This window comes from Desulforhopalus sp. IMCC35007 (assembly GCF_005116575.1).
Taxonomy (GTDB): domain Bacteria; phylum Desulfobacterota; class Desulfobulbia; order Desulfobulbales; family Desulfocapsaceae; genus Desulforhopalus_A.
Map to the genome: position 1 here is coordinate 1 of NZ_SWCN01000023.1, position 25,103 is coordinate 25,103.

Sequence of the window (25,103 nt, forward strand, 5' to 3'; positions counted from 1 at the left end):
TTTGATTTTATTATGAATTGTGGTGATTCCATTATAATTCAAAGGTTAGGGCTCTTCAATGTTTTATATCATAATATCATGCATTTACTGATAATTTTCACCTATTTATTCAATCCCGAAAGTTGAGCCCTTAACAAGTAAGCTTGGTGCGGCCCATCCCGGCACGTGACATTGAATTATAAATTCAAGGGTTCAATTCACCCAAGTAAAATTCGGAGAGGACTTCACACATGCCAAGATCAAAAGCCCCATCCGGCAATTGGTGTATCAAACTCTTGCCGTAGGCCCACTGAATGGTTTCTATCTCTTTGGCAAGAGGTGTGCAGAGAAGCTCCGGGTCAGGGTAGATATCAACCCTGCCAAGATCTAACCTGTCACTGTCAAAACATGCCTGAACCGTAATATCACCATGGCTTATCGTGCTCGTATGCAGGCAACAGGCCGCCTGCAACAATTCAAATTCACTATCGTTGAGAGGGATAATATCACGCAGCTTCTCGGCAAGTTGCGCACCCCTCCGACCGTGCCCAGGGTCTTTGTGCTCATTTTCTCTCTGGCTGTCATGAAAGATAGAAAACAACTGGACGACTCTTGCGTTGACTCCCTGCTGCTCTGAAAGTTTAGCGCCAATATCGTACACCCGGCTCCAGTGAATGACGCCGTGGGTGCCCGTCCAGTTTAACGGGTAATGTTCTCTAATGGCTTCGAGTAATTCTTTACTGACTGCACTCAACTGTTTCACCTTTGCTCTTAAAGTTTACTAACCCGCGTTTCTCATGAGCATTTTGATTACAAACTCGACTACATGATTTCAATTTTAAAAATTGACTATCGCAGAAAACAGTGTGTTTTTCGTTTAAAATCAAAAGCTCACCCTTCGGGTCAATAGATTTTTCCGCAGGTGCAGCCTTACAAGCCACTTGCGGTAATGTACTACCGGAGTCTGCGCTTACCTGCTTCATGGCTTGTGTCTCCACCTGCAAAAAACTTTATTGATGAGGAACCCCGGCTAAAGCAGAAGCAGGTCCATCCCCTGCCTTCTTATCTTTTTACATATATCCCGAGACTCTTAAGATATCTTTAAAATTTGATTATAGTGTGCCGCAATAGTGAAAGAAAGATTTTAAGAAATCGACCCCCGTCAAGGAGTCAAAACAAAGGCCAGTTCAGCGGGATATTTGATATCCTGCAAATTCTATCAGGGCTCACCGCCAAAACTCTTGCAGACTGTTTTCTTTCGTGTATATTGTCTTTTCCATACACGACACAACACCATGCACCCGTAGCTCAGCTGGATAGAGCACCGGACTTCGAATCCGGGTGTCGCAGGTTCGAATCCTGCCGGGTGTACCAAATATATCAAGCACTTAGAGCGTTTCGCTTTAGGTGCTTTTTTGTTTCAAGATCGTTTGTCTCGCACCTGTCTCGACTTTCTATTTGTAACTTTCAACAGAGAATTGTTCGCCTTTCTCTATTCTTGAATCTTTTTTGATCTGATTTACGATATCCTTGCCACTATCAATATTTTAATTTCTCAAGCTCCACCAATTATAGGATTATGCCTGTATTCTGATTAGCTCCTCTGCAAGCTTAGCAGGTAGAGCGTCACCAGGCCACCTATGACAGACAACATTATGCCCACCCAAATATTGCCAACGAGACAGATGCTCACAAAAATACAGAGCCAGAGCGTAATAAGAGCGCTACGCAGTGCGGTAACTGTTATTGAACGGGTCTCAAGATAATTCTGAATGGTGTTTCCAAACACCGGATGGTTAAGCAGCCATCGTCTGATCTTTGGAGAAGAGTTATAGCTCAACACCGTCGCCAATATCAAAAAAGGAGTCGTCGGCAGGATTGGGAGAAAGGCCCCGATGAAACCGAGACCAATGCAGATGCATGCACCAATTTTCAATAAAACTCGCACTAACGGTTCTGAGACAGCTTTCATAAACAAGTTCCAAAGGCACATCGTGATTTTAAAATTCGTGGTCCTCTCTTCTGGATTAGCTGGAATTTAATACAACGATAAATAAGTTCAAGCAACCAGTCTTCTCAAGACTATCCAGATAACGTTCTATTGTGGCAAACAGATTTTTCCGGGCTGATGAGAACGGATGTGAAGAGTGGCTGAGAGTTTCTTCCAACTATTAAAGCAGGAGCGTATTAAGCGGAAAACCTACAAAAACCGTGAAACGGCAGGGAAGGATATATTCAACTATATCGAAATGTTTTACAATCCAGTTCGTCGACACGGATTCAACTATGACATTTCACCTGTTAAATTTGAGAAACAATACGCTATGAGGCGAAAAAGGGTTAAGTAAATCGGTAGAGATTCAAAACAGCTAGCTGGAGTTCTGCAAGGGAAACGGTTGGTTTTGTATTACCAACCGTGAGGGTTCTGGAAGCATCTCTAGATATTGAGATGCCTGTGCCAGCTTTGGACAATTTCTATTTTGGATTTGGATTCACGATAGGATAGTTTTTTAACATTTCATCAATAATGGGATCCATTTTTGTTTTGGTATTCTGCCACTTCATAAGTGAAAAACCTCCTTTACCATTTAGGTGATATTCAGCGTATCCAATCTGGGTTTGCATATGATAGAGGCGCAATTCAGCATGGTACATATACATTGCCATGTCCCACGTTTGATTACACATATATGTGAGATTGTATTCACATTGCGACGGAAGGTTGTCTGAATACACCTGAGTCGTAATATCATGCCGTCCAAAACCGTCACGAATCACACCAATCATTTGTCCATCAAAACACATTTCTTTACCATCTTCGATACATACATGCTTTATTTTTTCAACTGTTTCAAGTGGTTGAACCTTTACAGCAGTGCAACCAAACATTGGCACTAAGGCTACAATTATAAAAAGATGTCTAATAAATAACAATTTTATCTCCCTTCCTTATCAAATAATTTTTGTGAATATTCCAAGAGGTTTCTGTGGAATACGAGTCGTATTAACTAACTTGCATAACATGCTGATACAATGATATTTTCTGAGTCTATGATAGAAAAATACGAATGTCAAATCTTGTCTGAGAGAACGAAGTACTGACAGGACCTGGCATGTTGGTATAACGTTTTTGATCTAAGTTTATGTTCTGGAATTACTTTTTATTTTTGATCACAGCTTTTTACCCTTCTCAAACGGAATGATGAGAAGGTCTCTTCATTCATTAGTCGTGGAAATGGAGGCACGAAAATTAACTTGTTGCGGAACTGTTGGAGATGTTTAGAATTCTGTGTCAGCGTTTAACTTCTATTCAAGCTATCACTCAACTGGATCTTGCTCGGATTCAAGCAGCATCTTTTTCCGCTTGCTTCCCCATCTATACTCACCTGTCTTTCCTGCTTTTGATATAACCCTGTGGCAGGGAATAACAACCGCCAGTTTGTTTACAGCACAGGCAGAAGCTACCGCACGGACTGCCTTTGGTTTTCCCATCCGCTCAGCCACCTCCGTATAGCTCAGTGTTTCGCCTGGTTTGATTTGTCTTAAAACCTCCCAGACCTGTTGTTGAAATGCTGTCCCTTGAATATCGAGAGGAAGGTGGAAAGTATCTTTTGGTGATTCTATGAATTCAACGACTTCTTCGATAAGGGTTTTAAATCCCATGTCAGCCTTGTTAAGCTGAGCATTTGGAAACCTGGCCTGAACCTGGCCAGGCAGAGTTTTAGCATCATCCCCAAGTTCGATTGCGCAGATTCCCCGATCAGTCGCAGCAACGATTACCCAGCCAAAAGAACATTGAGCAAGCCCATAGGTTATCGTCACCCCATCGGCCCCACTACGATATACCTTCGGTTTCATGGCCAGTTGATCTCGCTTTTTATCGTAAGCACTGCCACTGGAACCATATCCAGATGAATATATCGCATCGGTGATTGATGCACTTGTTGTAAGGTTTGTCTGAAAACGGCGCGACTGATGCCTTGAACCATACTGTTTGGGAGTAATACCAACTATTTTTTTGAATAATCGATGGAAATGGTAAGGACTCAGATGTACTTGCGTTGCCAATTTTTCAAGTTTGATGGAGGTTTCACTTTGTTCTATGATCCTGCATGCATCAATAATCTTCTGCTCTATTTCTTTAACCTTTGACAATGCCGTGGGTTTACATCTTTTGCATGCTCGATATCCCGCGGCCTCAGCATCGTTGCAGGATATAAAATATTCCACATTGTCACGATTGGGTAACTTTGACCTGCAACTTGGCCGACAATAGATACCTGTTGTTATGACTGCGTAGTAAAATAGTCCATCCGCATCTGAGCTGTTGTTACATACGGCATTCCATCGAGTATCATCTGTGTTAAATTGTGTCAAAGTCATTTTCAGACCCTCTCGATCAAAGTTGTAAACTTGCCTTCCGAGTCAATACCCGACTCATTACCTGGACCCCACGACCATCAATTGATCAGATTATGAGAAGCCGCCATTCATATTGACTCATTTGTTTTATCTTTGTTTTCATGTGTCTTCCTCAGGTTAATATTTATTGGAGTAGACACAGTATATAGCCCTGTTTAGATTGGAACACTCAGCTTCTTGCTATCTCATTCAAGTTTATAACAACCAGGGTAAATATTTGATATTTGCAGTGAATCTGGTCTAAAAAGATTGTTCCTGTTTCTCTTTTATCGCTCACCACAGGGGAGATGGCCCTGCATTGCGAGGCTATGCATGGGGTATTGGATGGCAATGACCAAACACAGAAAATGAAGGGGTATCAGGTACTTCCTTTATGCACACTGCCCGTATGTCTGGCTCATGGTTTCAAGAAATAACATAGTCCAGAGCACTGTGCGTATCCAATTGGTTTTTATAAGACGTTCCACAAGTTCTCTTTTTTTCCCCTCGGCGTGTAAACGATTATGACAGGGAACAGAAAAGCTGAACGTCGAAATCCAAATTGCAGCAATGAAGCCGATACGCAGCCATCGTGAGGTCAGAAATAAAACGTGCATTATTTCAATCCCGACCTGAAAAAGCATCAGAGGGGTGACGACCAGTGCTATCAAGCCGGTATATCTGGCATGCCAGGTGATAAAATACTCGTCTGCGGTATATCGAAATGAAGGATAGATGATCAACTGAACAAGCCAGATCAGAATCAAGAGACCACTGTCGATTACCAGTTGACTAACTGTCAGATATTCCACGTTACAACCTCACAGCATAAAGCCCTAGCACCCAGAGTAACATTTTGAGACTAAATTCCTTTTGTCTGGACGCTGTCATATTAAGCATTTGATGTGGATCCATGCTCAGGCAGATGAAAGTGTTGTCAGGGTTGCACCTCACAGATCACGTTCAACATCTTTATCATCCATCGTGTAACACTCTGCAACCAAAATGTCTTTCTCGTTGAGGGGGAATTGCAGTGTGAAGCAGTTGCCTAAGCTATTCAATGATCTTGAGAGTACCTGCTATCACTCGTTTTCTTTCAGCTTACACGTTTTTGGGGTGGGATAACGCCTGCATTTGCACATTGAGCCATACCGTCATTACCCTCGATACAGTTTCGGGATTTTTTTTGTTGTTTAAACTGAGACTCTCAGCAGTTGCCCATTTTTACCTGTAGATATCAAGGATTGAGGTATATAGGCCATAGAATGCGAGAGGCTGGTTACTGGCCTGGAGATAGAGTATAATGCTGACATCTCAGCAGATACAGAGTTCAGACCAACAATCTACCAGAGAAAAAAATGATTATACCAATAGACAACTGCCCTGACGTTGATACAGATGACCTTAGCAGCGAGGAAAGGCACATCATCCAGAAATTGCTTTGCTGGAAATTAATCGTCAACTCCGTGGACCACTTCAGAGAAAAAACGGCACTGTCTCTTGCCACCGGCTGGAACAACTCCGGCCCTGTCAGTGCAAGCAAAGGGTTAACCCTGGTAATAGAACAGATGGAAAGGGAGCTTCTCATGCGTTTGCAAGAGGAGAAGGGTCAAAAAGATGCTTGACTGGGTGAGGCATCGATCAGTGTGCAATGTTTCCCCCGTGTGAGCCTTCCACCTCTCTTTTAAAGAAAAGGTGTCCTTCGATTTGCATATGCTATTTCAACCCTTTTCTTTAAAAGAGATCTGGCGGAGGAACAACCAGACAGCAGGAGGTAAAATCAGGGCAAAGGCATAACAGAGCAGCAAAAAGGCCTGCTGTACCCCAGCGTTATCGGCGAGCCTGCCGATCAAAGGCCCGGTACAGACGAAGCTGATACGAAAAACAAGTGATTGCAACGAGAGGATTCCAGCTCTGTTGGCAGAAGGAATTTCCTGCTGGGCATAATTCATGAGCATAGGCCCGCGCAGACCTCGCATAATGGTCAGCAGATAATAGAACAAAAATCCCCAGACCCCACCAACCAGGCCAAGTCCCAGATAGCCTGCGATTATCAGGCCAGAAAACAGAAACACCATCTGGCGAACCCCAAGTTTTAGATGGCTGCGCGAACTGCTAAAGGCCGAAATTGCAACGCTGAGATTTGCCACCGCCCAGATTGGTCCAAACCAACCAATGGGCACACCTCCCGCCTGCATGTAGGGCTGAATGAGCCAGACCGGATAAAAAGAAGCCATCCCCAGGATCAGATTTAAAAGGATCGTATAGCGAAGCCGACGGTTCTCTATAAATGCGTAGCGGGCCGACTGCAGGGCTTCGGCCAAATGGCTGGTTGGGGCTTGCAACTGCCGACAGGGTTCAACCAGGGTACGTGTCAGCATTAAAGCGAGAATCCAGACCACCACCTGAACCCAAAAGGGAAGCAGCGGAGCCTTCGCATACAGCACGCCTGCAAAAATCGCCCCGCAGGCCTCACCGATCTGCCCCAGACCATTCATCCGGCCTTCATGATGGGCATATTGATGTTCTTCTTTGGTTGTCTTGAGAGTTTCGTATAAAAGGGCACTGTCAGAGCCACTGATAAAGGAAAAAGATATCCCCAGGATAATCTCGGCCACCAGTACAAGACCAAAGGAGTCCGCAAAAGAATACAGGGCCCAGCCGATAATGCCCAGAATCGAGGCAGCATTCAGCGCTGCCCGATAACCGATCCTGTCACTGATATAGCCTGAAGGATACTCCATAATCGCCATGGCAATTGAGTAAATTCCCTGCAATAGCAGGATTTGTGTCAGGCTCAACCCGATATGATCCTTCCAGAACAAGGTGATAATTGCCATGGGAAACAGGCTCATTTTCAAAAAGGAGAAGAGGTAGAGCTTTTTTATGTTGGCGTTAATTATGGTCATCAGTCAAGAAAAGGGCTTTCCGGTTCGCTTTCTGGCGGAGTGCGCTTACTTTTGTATTAAAAAATAGATTTTATTGTAAATCTGGGATTTTATCGTACAAGTGCACCATGCGATAATACACTCCATATCCATACTATACGAGGCGTTATGAAAAAAGCAGCGAAAGTCGAAATCATTATCGTGGGCAACGAGATATTAACAGGAGATATTTTAGATACAAATACAAACTGGTTGTGCAAGCTGATATATGGCCGTGGTGGCAGTGTCACACGGGTAACAGTCATCCCCGATGAACTTGAAGTGGTGGCGGACGCCGTCCGTCAATCCGTTGCGCGAAAGATTGATATACTGTTCACTTCCGGAGGACTGGGACCAACATCGGATGATTTAACCCTTGAGGCGGTGGCCTTGGGGACAAATCGTGAAACTGTTTTGCATGAGGAAGCCCTTGAGTTGGTGAGACAGCAGTATGACCATTTTTTTGAAAGGGGTATCATGAAACAGGGAGGTTTAAATCCGGCCCGGCAAAAGATGGCTTGTCTGCCACTGGGTGGAGAGCCGCTTGTCAATCCTGTGGGAACCGCTCCCGGAGTTCTTCTTCGGGTGGATAAAACAACAATCATAAGCGTTCCCGGAGTACCGTCTGAGCTTAAGGGCATTATCGAGCAATCTTTGCAAACCTTTCTCAACGAGGTCTTTGGAGACGGTGAGGCAATGTCGCGCTGTGTAGGAGTGATGTGCAACGATGAATCCCAGCTTGAACCTGTACTGGTGCAAATCGTGGAAAAATACCCCGAGATTTATACCAAATCTCTTGCAACAACACTTGGAGAGAATCCTGAAATGAATATTATCATGACCATTTCCGGCATCGGAGAAAAACAACCTCTTCTGGATACCGCCTTTGAGGAACTGTGCAATGGTCTGACAGGGCTTGGATTCCCTATTACCCTTAAGTAGAGTCAAAGGGTTACAACTGGCAGACACCCGGTGGAAGATTATTGGGATCACGAAAAAGGGGCGGTGCCCGGACCTTTGCACTTCAGGATTCCTCTGAGCCGCAACCTCTTTAATACCCATCATTTACGTTAACCGGCGACGAGAACCGCCTCCGGTTGAACTATACACAATGTCTCTACTTAAGATATGAACAGCAATAATCAGTAAGGCTTTTGACCTTGAGTTTAAATTTACTCTCTGATGGAACTTCAAACTCCTCGCCACCTTTTATCGCCTGCCAGCCTTTATCCTCTGAGATTAAGACCTCCAGTTCCCCTGAAAGAATCTCCATAATTTCCTTTTCTGCAGTTCCAAATTCATATTCTCCAGGAAACATGATACCAAGTGTTTTTTTTGACCCGTCAGCAAAGACTAATGTCCGGCTTATCACCTTCCCGTCAAAATATATATTTGCTTCTCTGATTGCCGTAACATTCTTAAATTCTGACATACCATTGACCCTTATCGCAATATATACGGATACGTTATCCTGATTGTTGCGCCCGATGCGTCTTATCAGGACAACTTCTTGTTTAAATAAATTATTTCCGTTTACAGATCTTGTTATTTTAGTTTTAGAAACTCACCGTCCATAATCATCAGTTTCACACCGGTTTCTGTGACCAATCAACAGCTTGAAACGGGATAGAAATAACACCGACAGCTTAAAAACTTGAGCCCGGCGTCAATAAGAACTCCAACTCTTCAGAAGTCGAAATACGACCCTGAATTTTATTTCTGTGCGGATAACGACCAAAACGCTCAATGATAGCTTTATGCCTCATTTCATACTCCAGGTTACTCTTTGCTCCCAGCTGGGTAAATAACTTTACGGCCTCCTCGTGAATCAGCAAAGACTCGCTATGCATAAACGGCATGTAAAGAAAGGCCCGTTTGTCTGGAGAGAGTTGCCCATCAAAACCCTTAGAAATAGCTGTTTGGGCCAGCACCAGAGCAATGGAATCATAGGCAAAAGACTCTGGCTTATCCCGAAACATATTTCTTGAAAATTGGTCCAGTACCACAATTTCAGCAAGACTGCCAAGGGCTGTCGTACGCCACGAAAATAACTCGCATCTTATCGCCCGGGCATGAACTTTTAAAAACCTCCTGCATATCAGCGCATCAAACTCAGGGTCCTTCTTGAACCATTTCGTCTGATCCGTTTCGTTAAACCAGAATTCAATTATCTCTTGGTACATTATCTCGTCTCCAAGATGTCAGGGTGAGCGTTTCTCCCAGCTTCCTACGGCTGTCCTGTCCTGTGCCGCCAGGGAACTCGGTTTTAAGTTTACCGTGCCTTACAGGATCTACTAAAATATTCGAAATCTCTCCGGAAGGTGAGGCATAGCACCCTTTTGCGAACAGACAAAGGCCGCCACCTGGTTAGCGTTATCGTTTATTGTATCCAGCGTATATCCTTTTAACAGGCCAAGAATTACTGTTGCGGTAAAAGAGTCGCCAGCACCAATGGTATCCACAATATCTGTCTGACGGCCCGTGTGCTTTGAAATCTCAGAAGCGGACACCAGCAGACTACCCTCACCTCCACAGGTCAAGACGGCTAACTCAAGCTCATAACGTTCAACCAAGGCCTTAAGTTGAGCTTCTGCTGTACCTTTGAGATTTTCCATTCTGGCAATATGGACTATTTCTTCATCGTTGAGCTTTACTACATCTGCCACTTCCAGTGACGAACGGATAATAGCCTCAGTGTAAAAATGCTGGCGAAGATTAACATCAAATACTTTTAAGGTGTCTTCTCTCACCAGGGACAGATAGTCCATAACAGCTTTACGGGAAATATCCGAGCGCTGCACCAGACTTCCAAAACAAACAGCATCCAGCCGTGCTGCAAGTTCCTTAGTGCATTGCCGTATGGACAAGCGGTCCCAGGCAACGTCATCTGGAAAGGTGTAGCTCGCAACACCCTGGTCATCTACCTCAGCCAAAACATATCCGGTCGTAGCCCCTCCAATGACGGTGATATGATCGGTGGACATTTGTTGCCGTTCCAGTGTACTGAGCGCAGCCCTTCCCCTGTTGTCGTCTCCGACTGTTGAAATAGCATAGGATTCCGCACCCAAGGCACCGGTATGATAGGCAAAATTTACAGGTGCCCCGCCGAGTTCTTCCGAGCTGTCTATAACATCCCACAAAATTTCGCCAATTCCTGCAATAACAGGCGTCTTCATCTTGTTGGCTTGCATAATTACTCCCTCACCTGAAAGTGATATCAAATTGTGATTTCAGCTACGCCAGCCTGAATACCTTCTACGCGTTAACATAGCACACAGTAGACATCATACCAGAATTAGAGATCTCTTCAATTCCTGTTGAGAAGACGGAGAAAAGCAATAACGGATCAAAAAACAAAAAGAATGGAGCAATACCTTCATATAGACAAGGATATTGCTCCAGACAGGTTAACTCAGAGGCCGGGAAATTTAAAGTTTGATCACTCCAATTTTGGTAAGAAACACCAGAAAAACCAGAACCGGGGCGATGAATCGAATAGTGAAAAACCAGATATTAAAAATAGTCAGATAACCACTGCCATCTTCTGTAATTTCTGCCTTTGAAATCTTCTTATCCAGAATAAAACCTGTATATATTGCGATCAGCAGGCCACCAATTGGCAGCATGAAATTACTGGCAACGTAGTCCAGAGAATCAAGAATCTCCATTCCTTTAAGAAGTTTCACATTGCCAAAGGTGGAATACGAAAGCGCCGAAGGAATACCCGCAAGGTAGACCGCAATGGTCATGAAAATTGTTGCCTTCTTCCTGTTATATTTCTTTTCATCTATCATAAAGGCCGTCAGTACTTCAAGTAAGGAAATAGCCGAAGAAAGTGCTGCAAAAGCGAGCAAGAGAAAGAACAGGGTGGATAAAACCCCACCAAGTGGAATGGTGGCAAAAATCTGTGGCAGGGTCTTGAAGATCAGGCCAGGTCCGCCACCTGGTTCCATACCAACAGAGAAAACAATTGGGAAAATTGCAAGGCCTGCAACAATTGCAACCAGCGTATCTAAAAAAGCAATACGGATAGCAACCGGGTAGATTGCCTCTTTTTTATCCATATAGCTCGCATAGGTGATCATGGCTCCCATCGCCAGACTCAGAGTAAAGAAGGAGTGGCCAATCGCCTCCAGGACACCATTGACAGTCAGTTTGGAAAAATCCGGATAGAGCATGAACCTCAAGCCTTCCATTGCTCCACTGGTGGTCATTGCATAAATGGCCATAAAAAATATTATGGCAAAAAGTGTCGGCATCAGAATCCTGTTCCAGCGCTCAATTCCCTCTTTGATGCCACTGATAACCACTACAAGGCAAAGTCCCATAAATCCGGTAAGACAGATAAGCTGGCGAACTGGATCGGTGACAAGTGCACCAAACATCCCGGCAATAGCTTCTGGTTCATTCCCCGCAAAGGACCCGGCAACAGATTTAAACAGGTAATCCAGTGTCCAGCCTGCCACCACACCATAATAGGAGAGGATAATAAAAGCGGCCGCCAGATTTAACCAGCCAATACTCTTCCAGAATTTTGATTGAGGTGTAAGCTCACGAAATGAACCGACAACATCCTTCTGGGAATGTCGACCAATCAAAAACTCCGCCATTAAAATGGGAAGGCCACAGCAGAGAATGGCAATAAGGTAGACCAGAACAAAAGCACCACCGCCATTCATACCTGTGATAAAGGGAAACTTCCAAATATTTCCAAGCCCTACGGCTGAACCCACCGCCGCCAGAATAAACCCAAACCTGCTGCCCCAATGATTACGCACGAAATACCCCCTTTATGCTCAAATTAACAAAAGGCGACAGTCTAGAGCAAAATCTGAGGATGTCAACAATTTCCTCGACATTTTATGCGACTATATTCTCTTTCTTCTGCGAAATTTGATGTTTACACAAACATCCGCATACCTGCGCAAATAACCCCCTCCTCGTAAGCAAACCCATCGTACCTGTCTCATTTTACTCAACCTAACATACCATATAATATAATATCATATGGCATGCGAGTTATGGTGGAATACAGGTTACCCAACTTTTATAATTGAGTACGGCCTGTTAGCCTTCACATGGAATCAGAACACCAAAGGAATCGTCTACCTTTCATCGTGGTATATCAGAAAGGAGTCGGGAATTGCCCTGAATATTTCCACAAGTCCCGTGGTAAAATGGAAACAGGGTCTACATGGGGTTGAATATATAGATCTGAGCCCCAGAAAATGTTCCTACACATAGTACTGCATGAAGTATGAAACCAAAAACTTGCTTAAGCCCACGCCTGACTTATTATATCTGCATAATATTTTATATCTCTTTGCCGTTTTTTGGCCGTCACTGACACAGGTTTCCTTTTTGTACCTGAGCACAAAATGTTCAGCAGTGAAATTGATACAGTCTCGTTTGTTTTTTTCATAAACTCCCTGCTGTCCCATGCAGCACAAGGAGGTACATTATGTCATTGAACAATTACGGCGTACTCAAAGGTAAAGCCATTGACAGCATGGCCGGGCATGGCACCAGCCCTCACTATCAGGTTCAGCTGCGTGCCAATGATGTAGACTTCCGAATCGCCATCAACGTCAAATCCAAGCTGAGCCCATCCGAACTCCTATTCCTCGTCGATGACCGATTTCAACATCCCATCCTTGATTCATTGACTAGGTATGATGAAGGCTTTACCAAAATCCTCTCAAATCCAGGCGGTATAGCTCTGGACTTTATACGAGCCAATCTTTTTGATCACAATAACATGCTGCCCCTCGCTCACAACATACCCGGACCCGATAATGATCTTAATGAAAAGATCGGTCATTATATAAAACGTGCAATAGCCAGTAGTAACGCCATGGTCTACGCATTTGGCCAGCGCTGGGGCCCGGAAAATGATAAAAATGATAAATATTTTGGATTTTTACCCGGAAATGGTATCCACGATATTCATATGAATCAGGGAAACGTGGGCACATTCATAAGTGATGACGGGGTATGGCAGGATGGCGGCTTACTGATCCATTACCCGGACCAGAACCAATGGGTTGGTGTATTTTTAGCCTTTCAATCACAGAGCTGGCATACCGACGACATCACGGGCCACTCTATCATCCCCATCCACCCTGAAGCCCCGGTCACCGCATCTGAAGGACTGGTTAAAATCGTAGCGGCTCTGGTCAATCCGCCAGGAGATGATGCTGGCAAAGAAACCATCACCTTGCTCAACCTATCCCCTGACATTCTTGATCTGAACGGTTGGTCCATAGTCGATAAAAACGAAAGGAAGGAACAGCTCACCAACCTGATACTCGCTCCTGGGGCCGCAACAGCAGTCGTTTTATCCGGTGGGACAAGTCAGCTTTCCAATAAGGGAGGAATCATCTCTCTACTTGATCAGAATGGCATAAAAATAGACGGTGTTTCCTATACCAAAGCCCAGGTGAGTCGTCAGGGATGGAGTATTACGTTCTGAAAAAGTGGTCCTGGAAACTGATCCTATCCTTACGAAGAGACGTTTAAAACCCGTTGAACTTTTGTTCCATGTATTAAAACGCAGATCCCTCTGGGCCTTTGAACCACTCTTGATATTTTTAATACCTGTTAGAAGGGGCTCACGGACATGCCCCACTCTTTATGTTTTATCAGGTGCATGCGTTCCTTCTCAGAGTGTAGAACTGATTATAACCATTCACCTTTTGAGATGAATACATTCACTATTAAGGCCTTTAGCAATAATGTTTTTGGATGGAGACTCAAACTAGCCTATCCAATTTAATTCAGGAGGTCATAATGTTTTTTTCTTCTCGCCTGTTACTGCTGACCTTACTGTATGCTTTTCTTATTACACCTGCATGGGCTGAAGAATTTGAAGACACCATAAAAATGTTTTCTGATGCAGGTATTTCGGAGCTGTTTGACAGTGCTTACGGTTATGCATTGTTCCCGACTATTGGAAAAGCGGGATTCGTTGTTCGCGGTGCCCTTGGTAAGGGACGTATTAATGTACAGAAAAAGTATATCGGAGATGTCCTTATGGGCCAGGCTACGGTCGGCTTTCAGGTAGACGCTGCTGATTTTAGCCAGGTTATATTTTTGGAAGATCAAAGTGCCCTCCAGAAATTTACAAACGGAGATTTTGAATTCGGCGCATAAATCAGTGCCGTTGCGCTGACAGCAGCAGCCGGAACATCAGCCAAAACTTCAGGGAGCTCAGCCACCGCAAGTGGTGGTAAAAACAATCCCAACACCATCAGCCGTGGTCACAACAAGGGAATGGCCACCTTTACCATCGAAAAAAGTGGTGCAATGGTTAAGGCAAGCGTTGAAGGACAGAATTTCAAATTTACAAAGGCGACAGAATAAACGTCAATACCATCTCTGCATCTTCCTCAGAAAGGTAAGCCTCATCCCTATCACAGTACCATGAACAAATCCGCAGCATGAGGTGACTGCTCTTTTCTACATCCACCATAACCCACCAGAGGGTGCCAGCAAAGAACAGTGCCTTTATCGGCGAGCTCTGTTACTTTACGATATGGGTTTTGTAATCCTCCCTTAAGTAAAGGTGAGAAATGCAAGGGCCGGATTGTAAAAGTACTATTGCATTCCATTCTCTATTTTAACATTCTCAAACAGGTGACATAGTGCAGAAATTGCAGTATCTCCAGGGATATCCGGAGAACCTTACAGCTCAGGTTACGTCTTTGATAGAAACAAAGAAATTGCCAACCCTTCTTCTTGGGAAATATCCAGCCCCACACGAGATTCGAACAGACAAAGCTCTCTACGAATATGTGCTGGCTATAAAAAACAGTTCTATGCAGCAATCCCAACCACTGAGCAAAGTTCTCTACGACTCGAAAATTAAAATGCACAACCAGGCGCTTGGGGTGCATAAAATTATTTCTCGGGTACAGGGTGGTAAGCTGAAAGCGAAAAATGAGATCCGTATCGCCTCCACCTTCAGAAACGCACCTGAACCTCTGCTCCGCATGATTGTCGTCCATGAACTTGCCCATCTCAAAGAAAAGTCGCACGACAAGGCGTTTTACAAACTCTGCAAACATTTGGAACCCCAATACCATCAGCTGGAGCTTGACATGCGTCTCTATCTGACCCAACTCGATCTTTTTGGACCGTTGTACGTACCTCAATGACGGTAACTATCAAAGCATATAATGAATTACCCTATTGAACTCGGCCCCATACGCCCAGTTGACGAGGCCGACAGCCTGTTGATAAGAACGACGCGTAACTGCCCCTGGAACAGGTGTGAATTTTGTGTGAATTATCAAGGTGAACGCTTTTCAGTACGCTCTGTCCAGGAGATTAAAAACGATATCGATACGGCTGCACACTATTTTAACGGCCACCCGTTTACCAGCTGTTTTTTGCAGGACGGAGACAGCCTTATCATGAAAACTGGTGACCTGCTGGAGATCCTAGATTACCTGAAAAAACGCTTTCCCACCCTCATAACAATCTCAAGTTACGGCAGGGCATGGTCCATAAGCAGAAAAAGCCTGGAGGAGTTGCAGGAAATATGCAGTGCTGGTTTAAATATGCTCTATTGTGGCATGGAGTCGGGTTCTGCTGCTGTGTTGGAGACCATGAAAAAAGGTGTCACCCCCAGAGAAATCATCAGCGCCGGCATACAGGCAAAACAAGCAGGAATTTTTCTTTCAGAATTCGTGATATCAGGCCTTGGCGGAACCCGTCACTGGCAGGAGCACGCAAGCTCTACCGCTTTAGCACTCAATGAAATCAACCCGGACAAAATACGGGTTCTCACGATCGGGGTAAAAAATGGTTCCGGATTGGAGAAAAAGCTCCTTGCCGGAGAATACTGCCTGCAGACTGAAGAAAACATCATTGAAGAACAGAAGCTGATGCTTAAAAACCTCAATGGAGTGACCAGCCACTACGCCCATCACCATGGAATCGACCTGCTTATTGAGGTCCGAGGTAAGCTGCCTGAAGAAAAGGACCGGCTCCTCTCCATTCTGGACCGCTTCCTCAACCTGCCCGAAAACGAAAAGTTAAATTTTATCCTCGGCAGAAGACTTGGTCTCTACAATTGTCTCAATGATTTACGCGATACAGGCCGTTACGATGCGGTTGAAGAGCAGTTCAGAAAGCTCAAATTGACTCGCCGTGATGAGCTGGAGACACTTTTCCACTCACTGAGGGCAAAGGTCGTTTAACTGCATAAAGGATATATCTTTCATCTCAAGGTATTAAAGGTGCCTGGCTTATGGACAGGATGACACATGTATCTTTAGTACAATCGATTTTTCTCAGGCAAACTCCCATACCAAGGTCCTGATCCCACTGTGAAAACCGGTAACCTTTGCCCCAAGCCAACCCACCAGAAACTCATAAACAAGGATGCCTGGGCTCAACAGACATCCTTGCCTTTTTCCACGAACTACTACTTCAGGTGGAGACCTCTTGCTTCTGCCGCGTCGGCAATGTGTTGCACAAAGATGTTGGCAAATGCGTCATTTGATCCAAGCCCCTGCATCACGGGCTTGACTTCGTAGCCTTCTTTTGTCAGGATTGATTTCCAGGAATCCTCTTCCGGACCAGACATATCATTGGTCGCATGGTCCCCTGCAACAATCATGAATGGCTTGAGAAGTATTTTTTTGGTTTTGGCATATTTCAGGTGACCAATAAAATCTTCAAGTGCAGGTGCTCCTTCAACCACGCCGATATGCGTTGTTACCTCCGGATACATTTCCCGCATTTTCTTCTGAGTTTCTGCATAGATTCCAGTCGACCAGTGTTCATTTCCGTGTCCCATGTAGAGCAGGATAGCACCCTCTTCTTTGGCCTGCTTCACATCGTCTGCCAGCGTCTTAATGACAGCCGTCACATCGTCGTGATAAGAGTATTGATCACCTGGCATTCCAAGGGCTGGTCGTCCCATAATGATTGTGTCTACTGGCCGCCATTTCTTCTTCATCGTATGGATGGAGGCAAGTGCATTGACATACTGCTGAAGATCGTGGGATTGTTCCATAAAAAACATGTGGGTAGGTTGCACAATTATATTTGTGTATCCATCTTCCAAGAGATCTCCAACCGTTGCAATAAAGTTTTTCACATAGAGGACCTCTTTGGGAACTCCCTGGTCGAGCCATTTTTCAGGCTCTGCCTGGCGTTTTTTCCAGACGGAACGAATCATATTTGAAGTAAAGGTCAGGCGAACTTCTGTTGCCGGATAGGCTTTTCTTACCACATTACTGATATTGACGATGGAACTCACGGCCGATGGCACCGTAGTGCCAAAACTCGCAAGGATAATAGCATTTTTCCCGGTACTGTCGCCCTTCATTGGCCCGGAGGCTATAGCTGAGCCGGAAAGCATAAAAAGACTGACTAAAACCGCTGTAATACCATACAAGCTTTTCTTCATCTTCCTTCTCCTTGACCGTCCGGGCAAAAAAAATCCCGGACCATAAAATATGATCCGGGATTCCCTGTTGTCCGCGTCTCGTTTAGATAATGATCCTGTCCAGAGGATTCATTTACAATGTTCAGACAGGTCTTCTGACTTCTGGATCAACCTACTCACTACGTCTTCCCGAAATATATTCAGTGACTTCAATGTAGTTTTCGTCCCCAGTTACAGCGGCGGGCCCGTTCCGGATTTCCACCGGATTCCCTTTTAAGCTAAAAATAGCATCTAAACCTGTTCTATATTGACAGCATTCCAACAGGCATGTCAAGCTTTTTACGTTTATTTACAACTATCTACAACGTAGCACCTCCGGTATCTCAACCTCCGTCAGCAGCATTGATCAGGGGACAATGAGAACCGGGCAATATATTTTATTCAGCACCTTATGGGTAACACTGCCAAGAAACAGTCCTGCGATATCAGAGTGACCATGGGAGCCCATTATTACAAGATCATAATTCTTGGATTTTGCCCGCCTGGTGAGAATTTCTCCTGCAGAACCTGTGATGGTCTCGACAGTATATTTAACACCCTGATTTTCAAAAATCCCTATCGCACCTTTTAAAAGCACCTTAGCTTCTTCTACCCTGTTTAATTTTATCTGTTCAATCAGTGATTCAGGGACTTCGGAGAAATTCATTTGCCACTCATCACAGTAAATAATGTTGACGTGGGCATTGGTCATTTTGGCAAGACCAAGAGCATATCTGGCGGCGTTGAGAGAGTATTCCGAGCCATCAAAGGGAAGAAGAATATTGTTGATTTTCATACGATGCCTCCTGTAACAAGAAAGGAACAATCTTACGTCTCATACAATTATGAGACAACCGGTGACAGCAATTATAATCCTACACCCTAGAGACAATTGGGATGTGTATTTCCTCCCGGAATAAAAGTTAATCAATTATAACCACCTCTTTATTGTTCCCGTTATACAACCGAGAAAACTCACGCGAGAGGACAGGTCTATAGGAAAACAGTATTGTAATCAAAGCAGGAGAAATCAATGCGACAGTGTAGTAATCCTATCCATCTTTTTCTTTATGGTGGGGATGTATTTACCCATTAAACCGTCTTCGGTTTACTGGATATTACACAGGACACCTCAAGCTTTATTTCTGTCCCGCTTTTGAGAGGTGATCTTTGATGAGCTCTTCTCTGCAGTTACTCCATTTCTCTACAATTCCAAAAAAGTAGACCACCTTCTCAGAAATTATGCTGATAACTTTTAGGTCTTGTATTGGCAGGGTGAAAAGCAGCATTTCGTTTCCAGATATGGAGGAGTTATTCATCTGGGTGCTTTGAAAATGCTGAAAATTCGGGACTTGCAGACACGTACCTGCCATGGGGGGACCCGATGAGAAGATAACAGGTTCCGGCAACAACTTGCGGAAATCATTCAAGTTTCCTGATCAGGATTTTTCTCAGAATTCAAACGGTATCGTAAGTTTCGCTCGCTGATACCAAGTGTCTCGGCTGTTTTTCGCCTGTGGCCATTAAGGAATTTGAGTGTTTCGTTGATGAATTTTTCCTCCAGCTCACGCATACTTAATCCGACAAAGGGCCGCAGGGATACCTCGTGCTGGTCTGGCGAAAAGTTTAGCGAAGAACTCTTGATATTTTCCGGAAGGTCCTCAACATCAACTTCACTTCCTGAGGACATTACCATTGAATATTCTATGATATTAATAAGCTCTCTGATATTCCCTGGATAGTTGTAGATGGCGAGTCTTGAGAGAGCCTCCCTGGTGAACTGTTGTACATTGAGACCCTGTTCAGTGTTAAAACGCCGGATGTAATGGGCTACAAGTAGCGGTATGTCTTCTTTTCTTTGTGAGAGCGGTGGCAGCTGAATTTGTATAACGTTTATTCTGAAGTAGAGATCTTCGCGAAAGGTCTTCTCGACAATAGCCTGAGCGAGGTCCATGTTCGTTGCTGCAATCACTCGCACATCAAGATTAATTGTTGTATTGGAGCCGAGACGGGATATCTTTTTGGACTGAAGAACACGTAAGAGTTTAACCTGCAGGGGTTGCGGCATATCCCCAATTTCATCTAAGAAAATCGTGCCTCCCTGGGCGATTTCAAATTTTCCCGGTTTGGAACTTATGGCGCCGGTAAAAGCACCTTTCTCATAGCCAAACAGTTCACTTTCTAGAAGAGGTTCAGGAATAGCGGCGCAATTAATGATCTGCAGGGGGCCTTTCTGACGCTTTCCAGAAAAATGGATTGCCCGTACCACGAGTTCTTTTCCTGTTCCACTCTGACCGGTGATGAGAATGGTGGAATCAACATCTTTGACCTTATCGATCATCCTGTACACCGGTTGCATAGCCTTGCTTGATCCAATCAACTCACGGTATCGGTATTTACCTTCCAGTTCTTTGGAAAGGTACTCTACCTGCGAGTTCAAATGTTTATAGCGAACGGCACGATCGAGATTAAGCTGAAGCTCATTGATATCAATTGGCTTGGTTATGTAACTGAAAGCGCCACTTTGCAGGGCGTGTACCGAAGACTCAATTGAACCATAGGCGGTAATCATTATAATTTCTATCGATGGTTGAATACCTTTGATTCTTTTCAAAATTTCTATTCCATCGATTGTACCTATTCTCAGATCAAGAAGGCAGAGGTGAAATGATTCAGATTCCAGCAGTGTCAGTGCTGCTTCAGGGTCTGTAAATGTTGAGACCTCGTAAGTGTCTTCAAGGGCGAATGTGAGGGCGGTCAGGATCGACTCTTCATCATCAATAATGAGTATCTTATTCATGGGATTGCCTCGCTTCTGCTCTGTTAAAGTACATGGAAATGGTCGTCCCGATGTTTTTCTCACTCTTGAGCTTGAGCCAACCGTTATTCTGACGTATAAGCTGGTCTGCCAGGGAAAGGCCAAGACCGGTTCCCTTGGCTTTAGTGGTGAAAAAAGGCTCAAGAGCGTTTGATTTCTCTTCTACATCCATGCCAATTCCATTGTCGGTAACCTGAATACAAACCTGATTTTCTTCAGAGAATGCTTTGAGCTCAATGGTGCCAACAAAGCTTTCTTCGCCGGAGTTTTTTGCTTCTTCAAGGGCGTCAATGGCATTTATAATCAAGTTGATTATGACCTGTTTAATCTGATCATGATCTGTCATAATTGACAGATTTTCAGATATCTCGCGACTCAAATGAAAACCTTTATTACGGATTCCGTGTTCAAGCAGTATGGTCGATTCATCGATTACTTTTTTCACGGATACAAGCTCGGTTGTCACTTTTCTGGGACGTGCGTAGTTGATGAGTCCTTCAATAAGAATGTTAATACGGGTTATTTCTTTTGGGACACAATTTGTAATTTCCTGTTGAAATTTCGCGTTATGTATCTTGCGTGGGATAAGTTCGGCAAACGTCTTGATAGAACTGAGCGGATTCCGGATTTCATGCGCTATGCCGGCAACCACACGGCTGAGTGCACGATTCTTTTCCTGTTCAAATAATCTATTTCGAAGTTCAAGCTCAGCTGTGACATCCTCAAAACTCAAGATAATCCCATTAATCCTTTGATCATACTGGTAAAGCGGCGAAACGTTATATCTCAGATGGCGCATCCTTGTATCGGAGAACATAAATTCTATATGTTCTCCCAGAAAATGTTTGCTTTGACCCGATAGTAACGGGGTAATCTTCGCATCCAGCATATGGGCGAAGAGAGAGATGTCCTGGTAATTTTTTCCATCCAAAGGCCTGTCAAGATCAAGAAAGTTATAAACCATCTTGTTGATTTTGGTAATACTCCCCTGCTGATCGAGAATGATGATGCCCCGTGGACTGCTATCGAGGATTTGTTTGAGGAACTCATTGTTGTTCTGAGCAATGGTGATCTGTTTTACAAGGGCTTCATTGACGTCTTGAAGATCAACGGTTTTACGGGCTACTTCTTTTTTCAATTGTCGGTTCCAACGCATCCCAAGAAGAAAAACAATCAGGAATATCGAGATAACACCAAGGCCGACCTTCCACACCATCCGTACAATTCCACTTATCGCTTCTGCATCCTGATCAAACCATTTACGGTACAGATTACTGAATTCACCAGATTTTTTCATCCGCCGAATGCCGGTATTGACCGCGTTGAGAAGGCGGAAGTTATTTTTTGGAACAGCGAAAGAATACTCGACTGGCATCAGGTATGAATTGAAGAACTCATACCTGCTATTGAGGTCATATTTATTCAGGTAGTACCTGGCAGTTGCGATATTGCCGACAAAGACATCCGCCCGCCCTGCAAGAAAGAATCGCAGGGCGGTTTTCTGGCTGTTACTGACCTGATAATGAATCCGACGAACGTTTTTAAGAAAGTCATATTCGAGGGTGTTACTCTGGAGGGCCACGATCATGTTTGAAAGCGTGGAGAAGTCCTTGTTCTGGTCACCCGTAACAGGGGCAAGGATCCCAATAGAAGATGAGAATATCTGGTCAGAATGTTCCATGATATCAGCATGCTGGCTTGAGTACGAAATACTGGCAATAATATCAATCTCATGTGACGCTATCTTTCTGAGGGCTACATCCTTTACCATGGGGATAAAGGTAAGATCGATATTTTGATCCTGAAATATAGCCGTGAGCAGATCAACTGTAAATCCTTCAACGGTTCCTTTGGTCGAGTAGTTGAGTGGTGCCAGATCCGGTTCATAGGCCACCAGAAGTTGAGAATCGTCCTCTTGAGCAAAACCTTGAAGAGGCTGAAATATAGAAAGTACTGTCAGGAGTACGATAAAGAAGGTCGCGAATTGGTTCACCTTGTCATGTCCTTGTGACCTGATGTCCTGATACTTGGAAAAAGGTGGTTTTTCGCCTGTGCAGAGCAAAAAGTTCTGTTGTGCAATCGTTTTTTGCCCTGCAACGTGACTGATAGGATAAGATGGTTTAACGGGCTCCGCTCGCTTGCTCATGTATAAACGTCTGACGAGACTTACTCAGTCTCCATTGCAGGACGAGAACCAGGGCTGCGATACTGCATCCGATGATATCCTGAAGCATATTCGGGGTCATAAAACACATTGCCCCACCTGCTAATACAATCCTCAGCAGCATATGCATTCTGGTGAAGAAGAAACCTTCTGCTGCAGCTCCAAGCATTATCACTCCTATCACTGCTGTCAGGGCCACAATGGTACCGCCTAAAAGTGTCGTGTCGATCATGAGTAAAGCATTATTGTAGACAAAAATATAGGGAATTATAAAGCCGGCAATGGAAAGTTTCATCGACATAAAACCGGTTTTCATCTGATCACCTCCTGATATACCGGCAGCGGCAAAGGACGCCAGTGCTACAGGTGGAGTGATGTTGGCAAATATGCCAAAATAGAAAACGAAAAGATGAGCGACAAGCGGTAGCACACCAATTTTTATCAGGGCCGGACCTGCGATGGTTGCTGTGATAATATATGTTGGTATGCTGGGTAACCCCATGCCTAATACCATGCATGCCAGCATGGTGAATACCAAGGTGAGAAATATTGATTGCCCACCGAGTAAAACGATACCGTTGGCCAGTTTGAGTCCAAATCCCGTCTGGGTCGCAACTCCCACGACAATACCTACGGCTGCGCAGGCGATTGCTACCGCCACTGCAGAACGAGCGCCATCTTCCAGAGCACCAATAATATCCAGCAGTGAGAGTCGTGTAGATTTACGAAGCATGGCCACAATCACCGTCAGGATGATAGTGAGAAAGGCGGAGTAGATGATCGTAGTTCCACTGAAAAAAAGCATGTACATAAGAAAAATGAGTGGAATAAACAGGTGCCCCCGGTCCTTTATCACGGACATCACTTCTGGAAGGTTTTCGCGGGAGATTCCTTTCAGGCCGTCTTTGGTTGCACGAAGGTGAATCTGAACGATAACACCAAGGTAAAAAAGGAGCGCTGGAAGAGTAGCCGCCAGAGCGATGTCCTTATAGGGAATACCGAGCATCTCAGCCATGATGAAAGCTGCAGCTCCCATTACCGGTGGCAGGATCTGTCCTCCGACGCTAGCTGATGCTTCGACTGCACCAGCAAATTCTTTGGAGTACCCTATCTTCTTCATTAACGGAATAGTAAAACTACCGGTGGTTACCACATTGGCGACCGCAGCTCCGTTAATGCTTCCAAGAAAACCACTGGCAATTACCGCAACCTTCGCTGGCCCGCCTTTGCTTTCTCCGGCGATCGCCATGGCCATGTCGTTAAAGAGTTGCCCCATTCCCGATTTTGCCAGAAAGGAACCAAAGAGGATGAAAAGAAAAATATAGGTTGCTGAAACGCCGATGGCTGTACCGTAAATCCCCTCTGTCGTCACATACATGAAATTGATGATGTCTTCCCAGGAGTAGCCACGATGGCGAAAGATGCCGGAAAGTTCTCTCCCGAAATGTCCATAACAAAGGAAGAGAACGCCCAGCAGAGGAAGTGCCCAGCCGGTTACACGGCGTGCGGCTTCAATAACTAACACAATAAGGATGCCTCCAAAGAGTAAATCAAGCTGATTGGGCATCCCTCCGCGATTGTAGATAGCTGTGTTTTCAATAGCCATATATATCGCAGAGCTGAAGGCAAGAATCGCAAGGATCAGATCCCACCAATGGAGGCGATCTCGCTTGAGCTTATTTGATGCTGGATAGAGCATGTAGGCGAGAGCGAGAATAGCAGAAAGATGTATCGATCGATGGACCAGAGTTAGAGGGGTTCCAAAATATGAAGTGAACAGATGATACAGTGAAAGTGAGACAGCAAGAGTCGTCACCATCAAGGTAAGCCCCTTGTTGCCAAATACTCGTGTAGAAGATTCCTTGTCATATTTTTCAAGGACCTTTTGAGCTTGGTCGTCGAGAGGGACGTTCTTGGATATAGTCATCGTATTTCACCTCTAATTGAGAGTTTTAACGGCTCGTGATGTGGCATATCTTCAGTTCTCAGGAGAATATTGTTGTTTAATTGAACTTGAAATTTTGCTGATCGGGAATGAATCCATTGCAATGCAGGAAGAACCTTGTTGATATCTTCATATATCATCCAGTCCCTTTCCTTTCTGAATGTTCCTCCGTATTCGGGTACACCTGCCCCGTAGGACTGAAAACGAGTTGTAACTAAGAGAAGTTCCCCGGTCGAAAGAATATGATAATACTCCTCCCAGGGGGTAAGTTCCACTGAGTGAATCCAGCTGAGTCGTATAACATCCTTTGCATGTACAGCTTGAGTAAATAGCACCTCTCCTGTTCGAGCGTGGCTCAGTGCCAGGAGTAACGACTTGGATTGGTTTCGTGGTGGGCTACTGCCCCAAAGAAGAGTAGCGGTCATTAGCAT

The 25,103-nt window shown here is 44.6% G+C and carries 23 protein-coding genes, 1 tRNA gene, 1 pseudogene and 1 riboswitch; of the genes and pseudogenes, 8 read left to right on the forward strand and 17 right to left on the reverse strand.

Features of this window, described 5'->3' with window-relative positions; genetic code table 11:
- Positions 1 to 184: 184 nt before the first annotated feature.
- Both FCL48_RS19735 and FCL48_RS19740 read right to left on the reverse strand, forming a co-directional pair.
- A complete protein-coding gene (locus tag FCL48_RS19735; protein WP_136874870.1) occupies positions 185 to 733 on the reverse strand; it encodes a hypothetical protein in 549 nt (182 codons plus the stop codon).
- Positions 717 to 962: a hypothetical protein gene (locus FCL48_RS19740; protein WP_136874872.1), complete on the reverse strand. Its 246-nt coding sequence runs from the start codon at positions 960 to 962 to the stop codon at positions 717 to 719. The genes FCL48_RS19735 and FCL48_RS19740 overlap by 17 nt, the downstream gene beginning before the upstream one ends.
- A gap of 314 nt (positions 963 to 1,276) precedes the next feature.
- On the opposite strand from FCL48_RS19740, the gene FCL48_RS19745 reads away from it, so the two are divergent.
- Positions 1,277 to 1,353 (forward strand) — tRNA-Arg (locus FCL48_RS19745).
- Between the two features lie 220 nt (positions 1,354 to 1,573).
- Here the strand turns inward: FCL48_RS19745 and FCL48_RS19750 are convergent.
- A complete protein-coding gene (locus FCL48_RS19750; RefSeq protein WP_169309293.1) occupies positions 1,574 to 1,951 on the reverse strand; it encodes a YbaN family protein in 378 nt (125 codons plus the stop codon).
- Between the two features lie 175 nt (positions 1,952 to 2,126).
- On the opposite strand from FCL48_RS19750, the pseudogene FCL48_RS19755 reads away from it, so the two are divergent.
- A pseudogene (locus FCL48_RS19755) lies at positions 2,127 to 2,327 on the forward strand (IS3 family transposase); the annotation flags it as partial.
- A gap of 127 nt (positions 2,328 to 2,454) precedes the next feature.
- Here the strand turns inward: FCL48_RS19755 and FCL48_RS19760 are convergent.
- The 3 genes from FCL48_RS19760 to FCL48_RS19770 form a co-directional block, all read right to left on the reverse strand.
- Positions 2,455 to 2,913, reverse strand: a complete 459-nt coding sequence (locus FCL48_RS19760) for an Sbal_3080 family lipoprotein (RefSeq protein WP_136874876.1) — start codon at positions 2,911 to 2,913, stop codon at positions 2,455 to 2,457.
- Positions 2,914 to 3,297: 384 nt separating this feature from the next.
- On the reverse strand, positions 3,298 to 4,362 hold the full coding sequence (gene ada, locus FCL48_RS19765) for a bifunctional DNA-binding transcriptional regulator/O6-methylguanine-DNA methyltransferase Ada (protein ID WP_136874878.1): 1,065 nt from the start codon (positions 4,360 to 4,362) through the stop codon (positions 3,298 to 3,300).
- A gap of 410 nt (positions 4,363 to 4,772) precedes the next feature.
- Positions 4,773 to 5,192, reverse strand: coding sequence for a hypothetical protein (locus tag FCL48_RS19770; RefSeq protein ID WP_136874880.1), 420 nt, complete (start codon positions 5,190 to 5,192; stop codon positions 4,773 to 4,775).
- Positions 5,193 to 5,738: 546 nt separating this feature from the next.
- Here FCL48_RS19770 and FCL48_RS19775 point away from each other — a divergent pair.
- Positions 5,739 to 6,005 (forward strand): hypothetical protein, encoded by a 267-nt coding sequence (locus FCL48_RS19775; protein WP_136874882.1) that lies wholly within the window; start codon positions 5,739 to 5,741, stop codon positions 6,003 to 6,005.
- Between the two features lie 96 nt (positions 6,006 to 6,101).
- On the opposite strand, the gene FCL48_RS19780 is transcribed toward FCL48_RS19775, so the two are convergent.
- The gene (locus FCL48_RS19780) at positions 6,102 to 7,289 is read right to left on the reverse strand and encodes an MFS transporter (protein WP_136874884.1); all 1,188 of its coding nucleotides are present in this window, start codon (positions 7,287 to 7,289) and stop codon (positions 6,102 to 6,104) included.
- Positions 7,290 to 7,436: 147 nt separating this feature from the next.
- Between FCL48_RS19780 and FCL48_RS19785 the strand changes: the two genes are divergently transcribed.
- The gene (locus FCL48_RS19785; protein ID WP_136874886.1) at positions 7,437 to 8,249 is read left to right on the forward strand and encodes a molybdopterin-binding protein; all 813 of its coding nucleotides are present in this window, start codon (positions 7,437 to 7,439) and stop codon (positions 8,247 to 8,249) included.
- Positions 8,250 to 8,424: 175 nt separating this feature from the next.
- Here FCL48_RS19785 and FCL48_RS19790 read toward each other — a convergent pair whose 3' ends face one another.
- The 4 genes from FCL48_RS19790 to FCL48_RS19805 all read right to left on the reverse strand — a co-directional run bounded on the left by FCL48_RS19790 (position 8,425) and on the right by FCL48_RS19805 (position 12,085).
- The gene (locus FCL48_RS19790) at positions 8,425 to 8,739 is read right to left on the reverse strand and encodes a pyrimidine/purine nucleoside phosphorylase (protein WP_136874888.1); all 315 of its coding nucleotides are present in this window, start codon (positions 8,737 to 8,739) and stop codon (positions 8,425 to 8,427) included.
- Between the two features lie 214 nt (positions 8,740 to 8,953).
- Complete coding sequence (locus tag FCL48_RS19795) at positions 8,954 to 9,493, reverse strand: DUF924 family protein (RefSeq protein ID WP_136874890.1); 540 nt, start codon at positions 9,491 to 9,493, stop codon at positions 8,954 to 8,956.
- A 108-nt stretch (positions 9,494 to 9,601) separates the two neighbouring features.
- Positions 9,602 to 10,498: a carbohydrate kinase gene (locus FCL48_RS19800; protein ID WP_205747780.1), complete on the reverse strand. Its 897-nt coding sequence runs from the start codon at positions 10,496 to 10,498 to the stop codon at positions 9,602 to 9,604.
- A gap of 237 nt (positions 10,499 to 10,735) precedes the next feature.
- Entirely contained in the window at positions 10,736 to 12,085 is a 1,350-nt protein-coding gene (locus FCL48_RS19805) for a sodium-dependent transporter (RefSeq protein WP_136874892.1), read from the reverse strand.
- A 683-nt stretch (positions 12,086 to 12,768) separates the two neighbouring features.
- On the opposite strand from FCL48_RS19805, the gene FCL48_RS19810 reads away from it, so the two are divergent.
- The 4 genes from FCL48_RS19810 (at position 12,769) to FCL48_RS19825 (ending at position 16,510) form a co-directional block, all read left to right on the forward strand.
- Positions 12,769 to 13,779 (forward strand): DUF2278 family protein, encoded by a 1,011-nt coding sequence (locus tag FCL48_RS19810; RefSeq protein ID WP_136874894.1) that lies wholly within the window; start codon positions 12,769 to 12,771, stop codon positions 13,777 to 13,779.
- A gap of 317 nt (positions 13,780 to 14,096) precedes the next feature.
- The gene (locus FCL48_RS25265; RefSeq protein WP_205747781.1) at positions 14,097 to 14,459 is read left to right on the forward strand and encodes a hypothetical protein; all 363 of its coding nucleotides are present in this window, start codon (positions 14,097 to 14,099) and stop codon (positions 14,457 to 14,459) included.
- A 491-nt stretch (positions 14,460 to 14,950) separates the two neighbouring features.
- Complete coding sequence (locus FCL48_RS19820) at positions 14,951 to 15,463, forward strand: YgjP-like metallopeptidase domain-containing protein (protein ID WP_136874896.1); 513 nt, start codon at positions 14,951 to 14,953, stop codon at positions 15,461 to 15,463.
- A gap of 21 nt (positions 15,464 to 15,484) precedes the next feature.
- Complete coding sequence (locus tag FCL48_RS19825) at positions 15,485 to 16,510, forward strand: radical SAM protein (protein ID WP_136874898.1); 1,026 nt, start codon at positions 15,485 to 15,487, stop codon at positions 16,508 to 16,510.
- Between the two features lie 227 nt (positions 16,511 to 16,737).
- On the opposite strand, the gene FCL48_RS19830 is transcribed toward FCL48_RS19825, so the two are convergent.
- The 6 genes from FCL48_RS19830 to FCL48_RS19855 form a co-directional block, all read right to left on the reverse strand.
- Positions 16,738 to 17,727, reverse strand: a complete 990-nt coding sequence (locus tag FCL48_RS19830) for a sirohydrochlorin cobaltochelatase (protein ID WP_136874900.1) — start codon at positions 17,725 to 17,727, stop codon at positions 16,738 to 16,740.
- 106 nt (positions 17,728 to 17,833) lie between these two features.
- Positions 17,834 to 18,016, reverse strand: a riboswitch (cobalamin riboswitch).
- A gap of 96 nt (positions 18,017 to 18,112) precedes the next feature.
- Positions 18,113 to 18,541 (reverse strand): universal stress protein, encoded by a 429-nt coding sequence (locus FCL48_RS19835; RefSeq protein ID WP_136874902.1) that lies wholly within the window; start codon positions 18,539 to 18,541, stop codon positions 18,113 to 18,115.
- Positions 18,542 to 19,171: 630 nt separating this feature from the next.
- Complete coding sequence (locus FCL48_RS19840; RefSeq protein ID WP_136874904.1) at positions 19,172 to 20,545, reverse strand: sigma-54 dependent transcriptional regulator; 1,374 nt, start codon at positions 20,543 to 20,545, stop codon at positions 19,172 to 19,174.
- Positions 20,538 to 22,709, reverse strand: coding sequence for a transporter substrate-binding domain-containing protein (locus FCL48_RS19845; protein ID WP_136874906.1), 2,172 nt, complete (start codon positions 22,707 to 22,709; stop codon positions 20,538 to 20,540). The genes FCL48_RS19840 and FCL48_RS19845 overlap by 8 nt, the downstream gene beginning before the upstream one ends.
- Positions 22,684 to 24,654 carry a TRAP transporter permease gene (locus FCL48_RS19850; RefSeq protein WP_136874908.1) on the reverse strand — a complete coding sequence of 657 codons (1,971 nt, stop codon included), beginning with the start codon at positions 24,652 to 24,654 and terminating at the stop codon, positions 22,684 to 22,686. The genes FCL48_RS19845 and FCL48_RS19850 overlap by 26 nt, the downstream gene beginning before the upstream one ends.
- Positions 24,651 to 25,103 (reverse strand): DUF1850 domain-containing protein, encoded by a 453-nt coding sequence (locus FCL48_RS19855; protein ID WP_240744899.1) that lies wholly within the window; start codon positions 25,101 to 25,103, stop codon positions 24,651 to 24,653. The genes FCL48_RS19850 and FCL48_RS19855 overlap by 4 nt, the downstream gene beginning before the upstream one ends.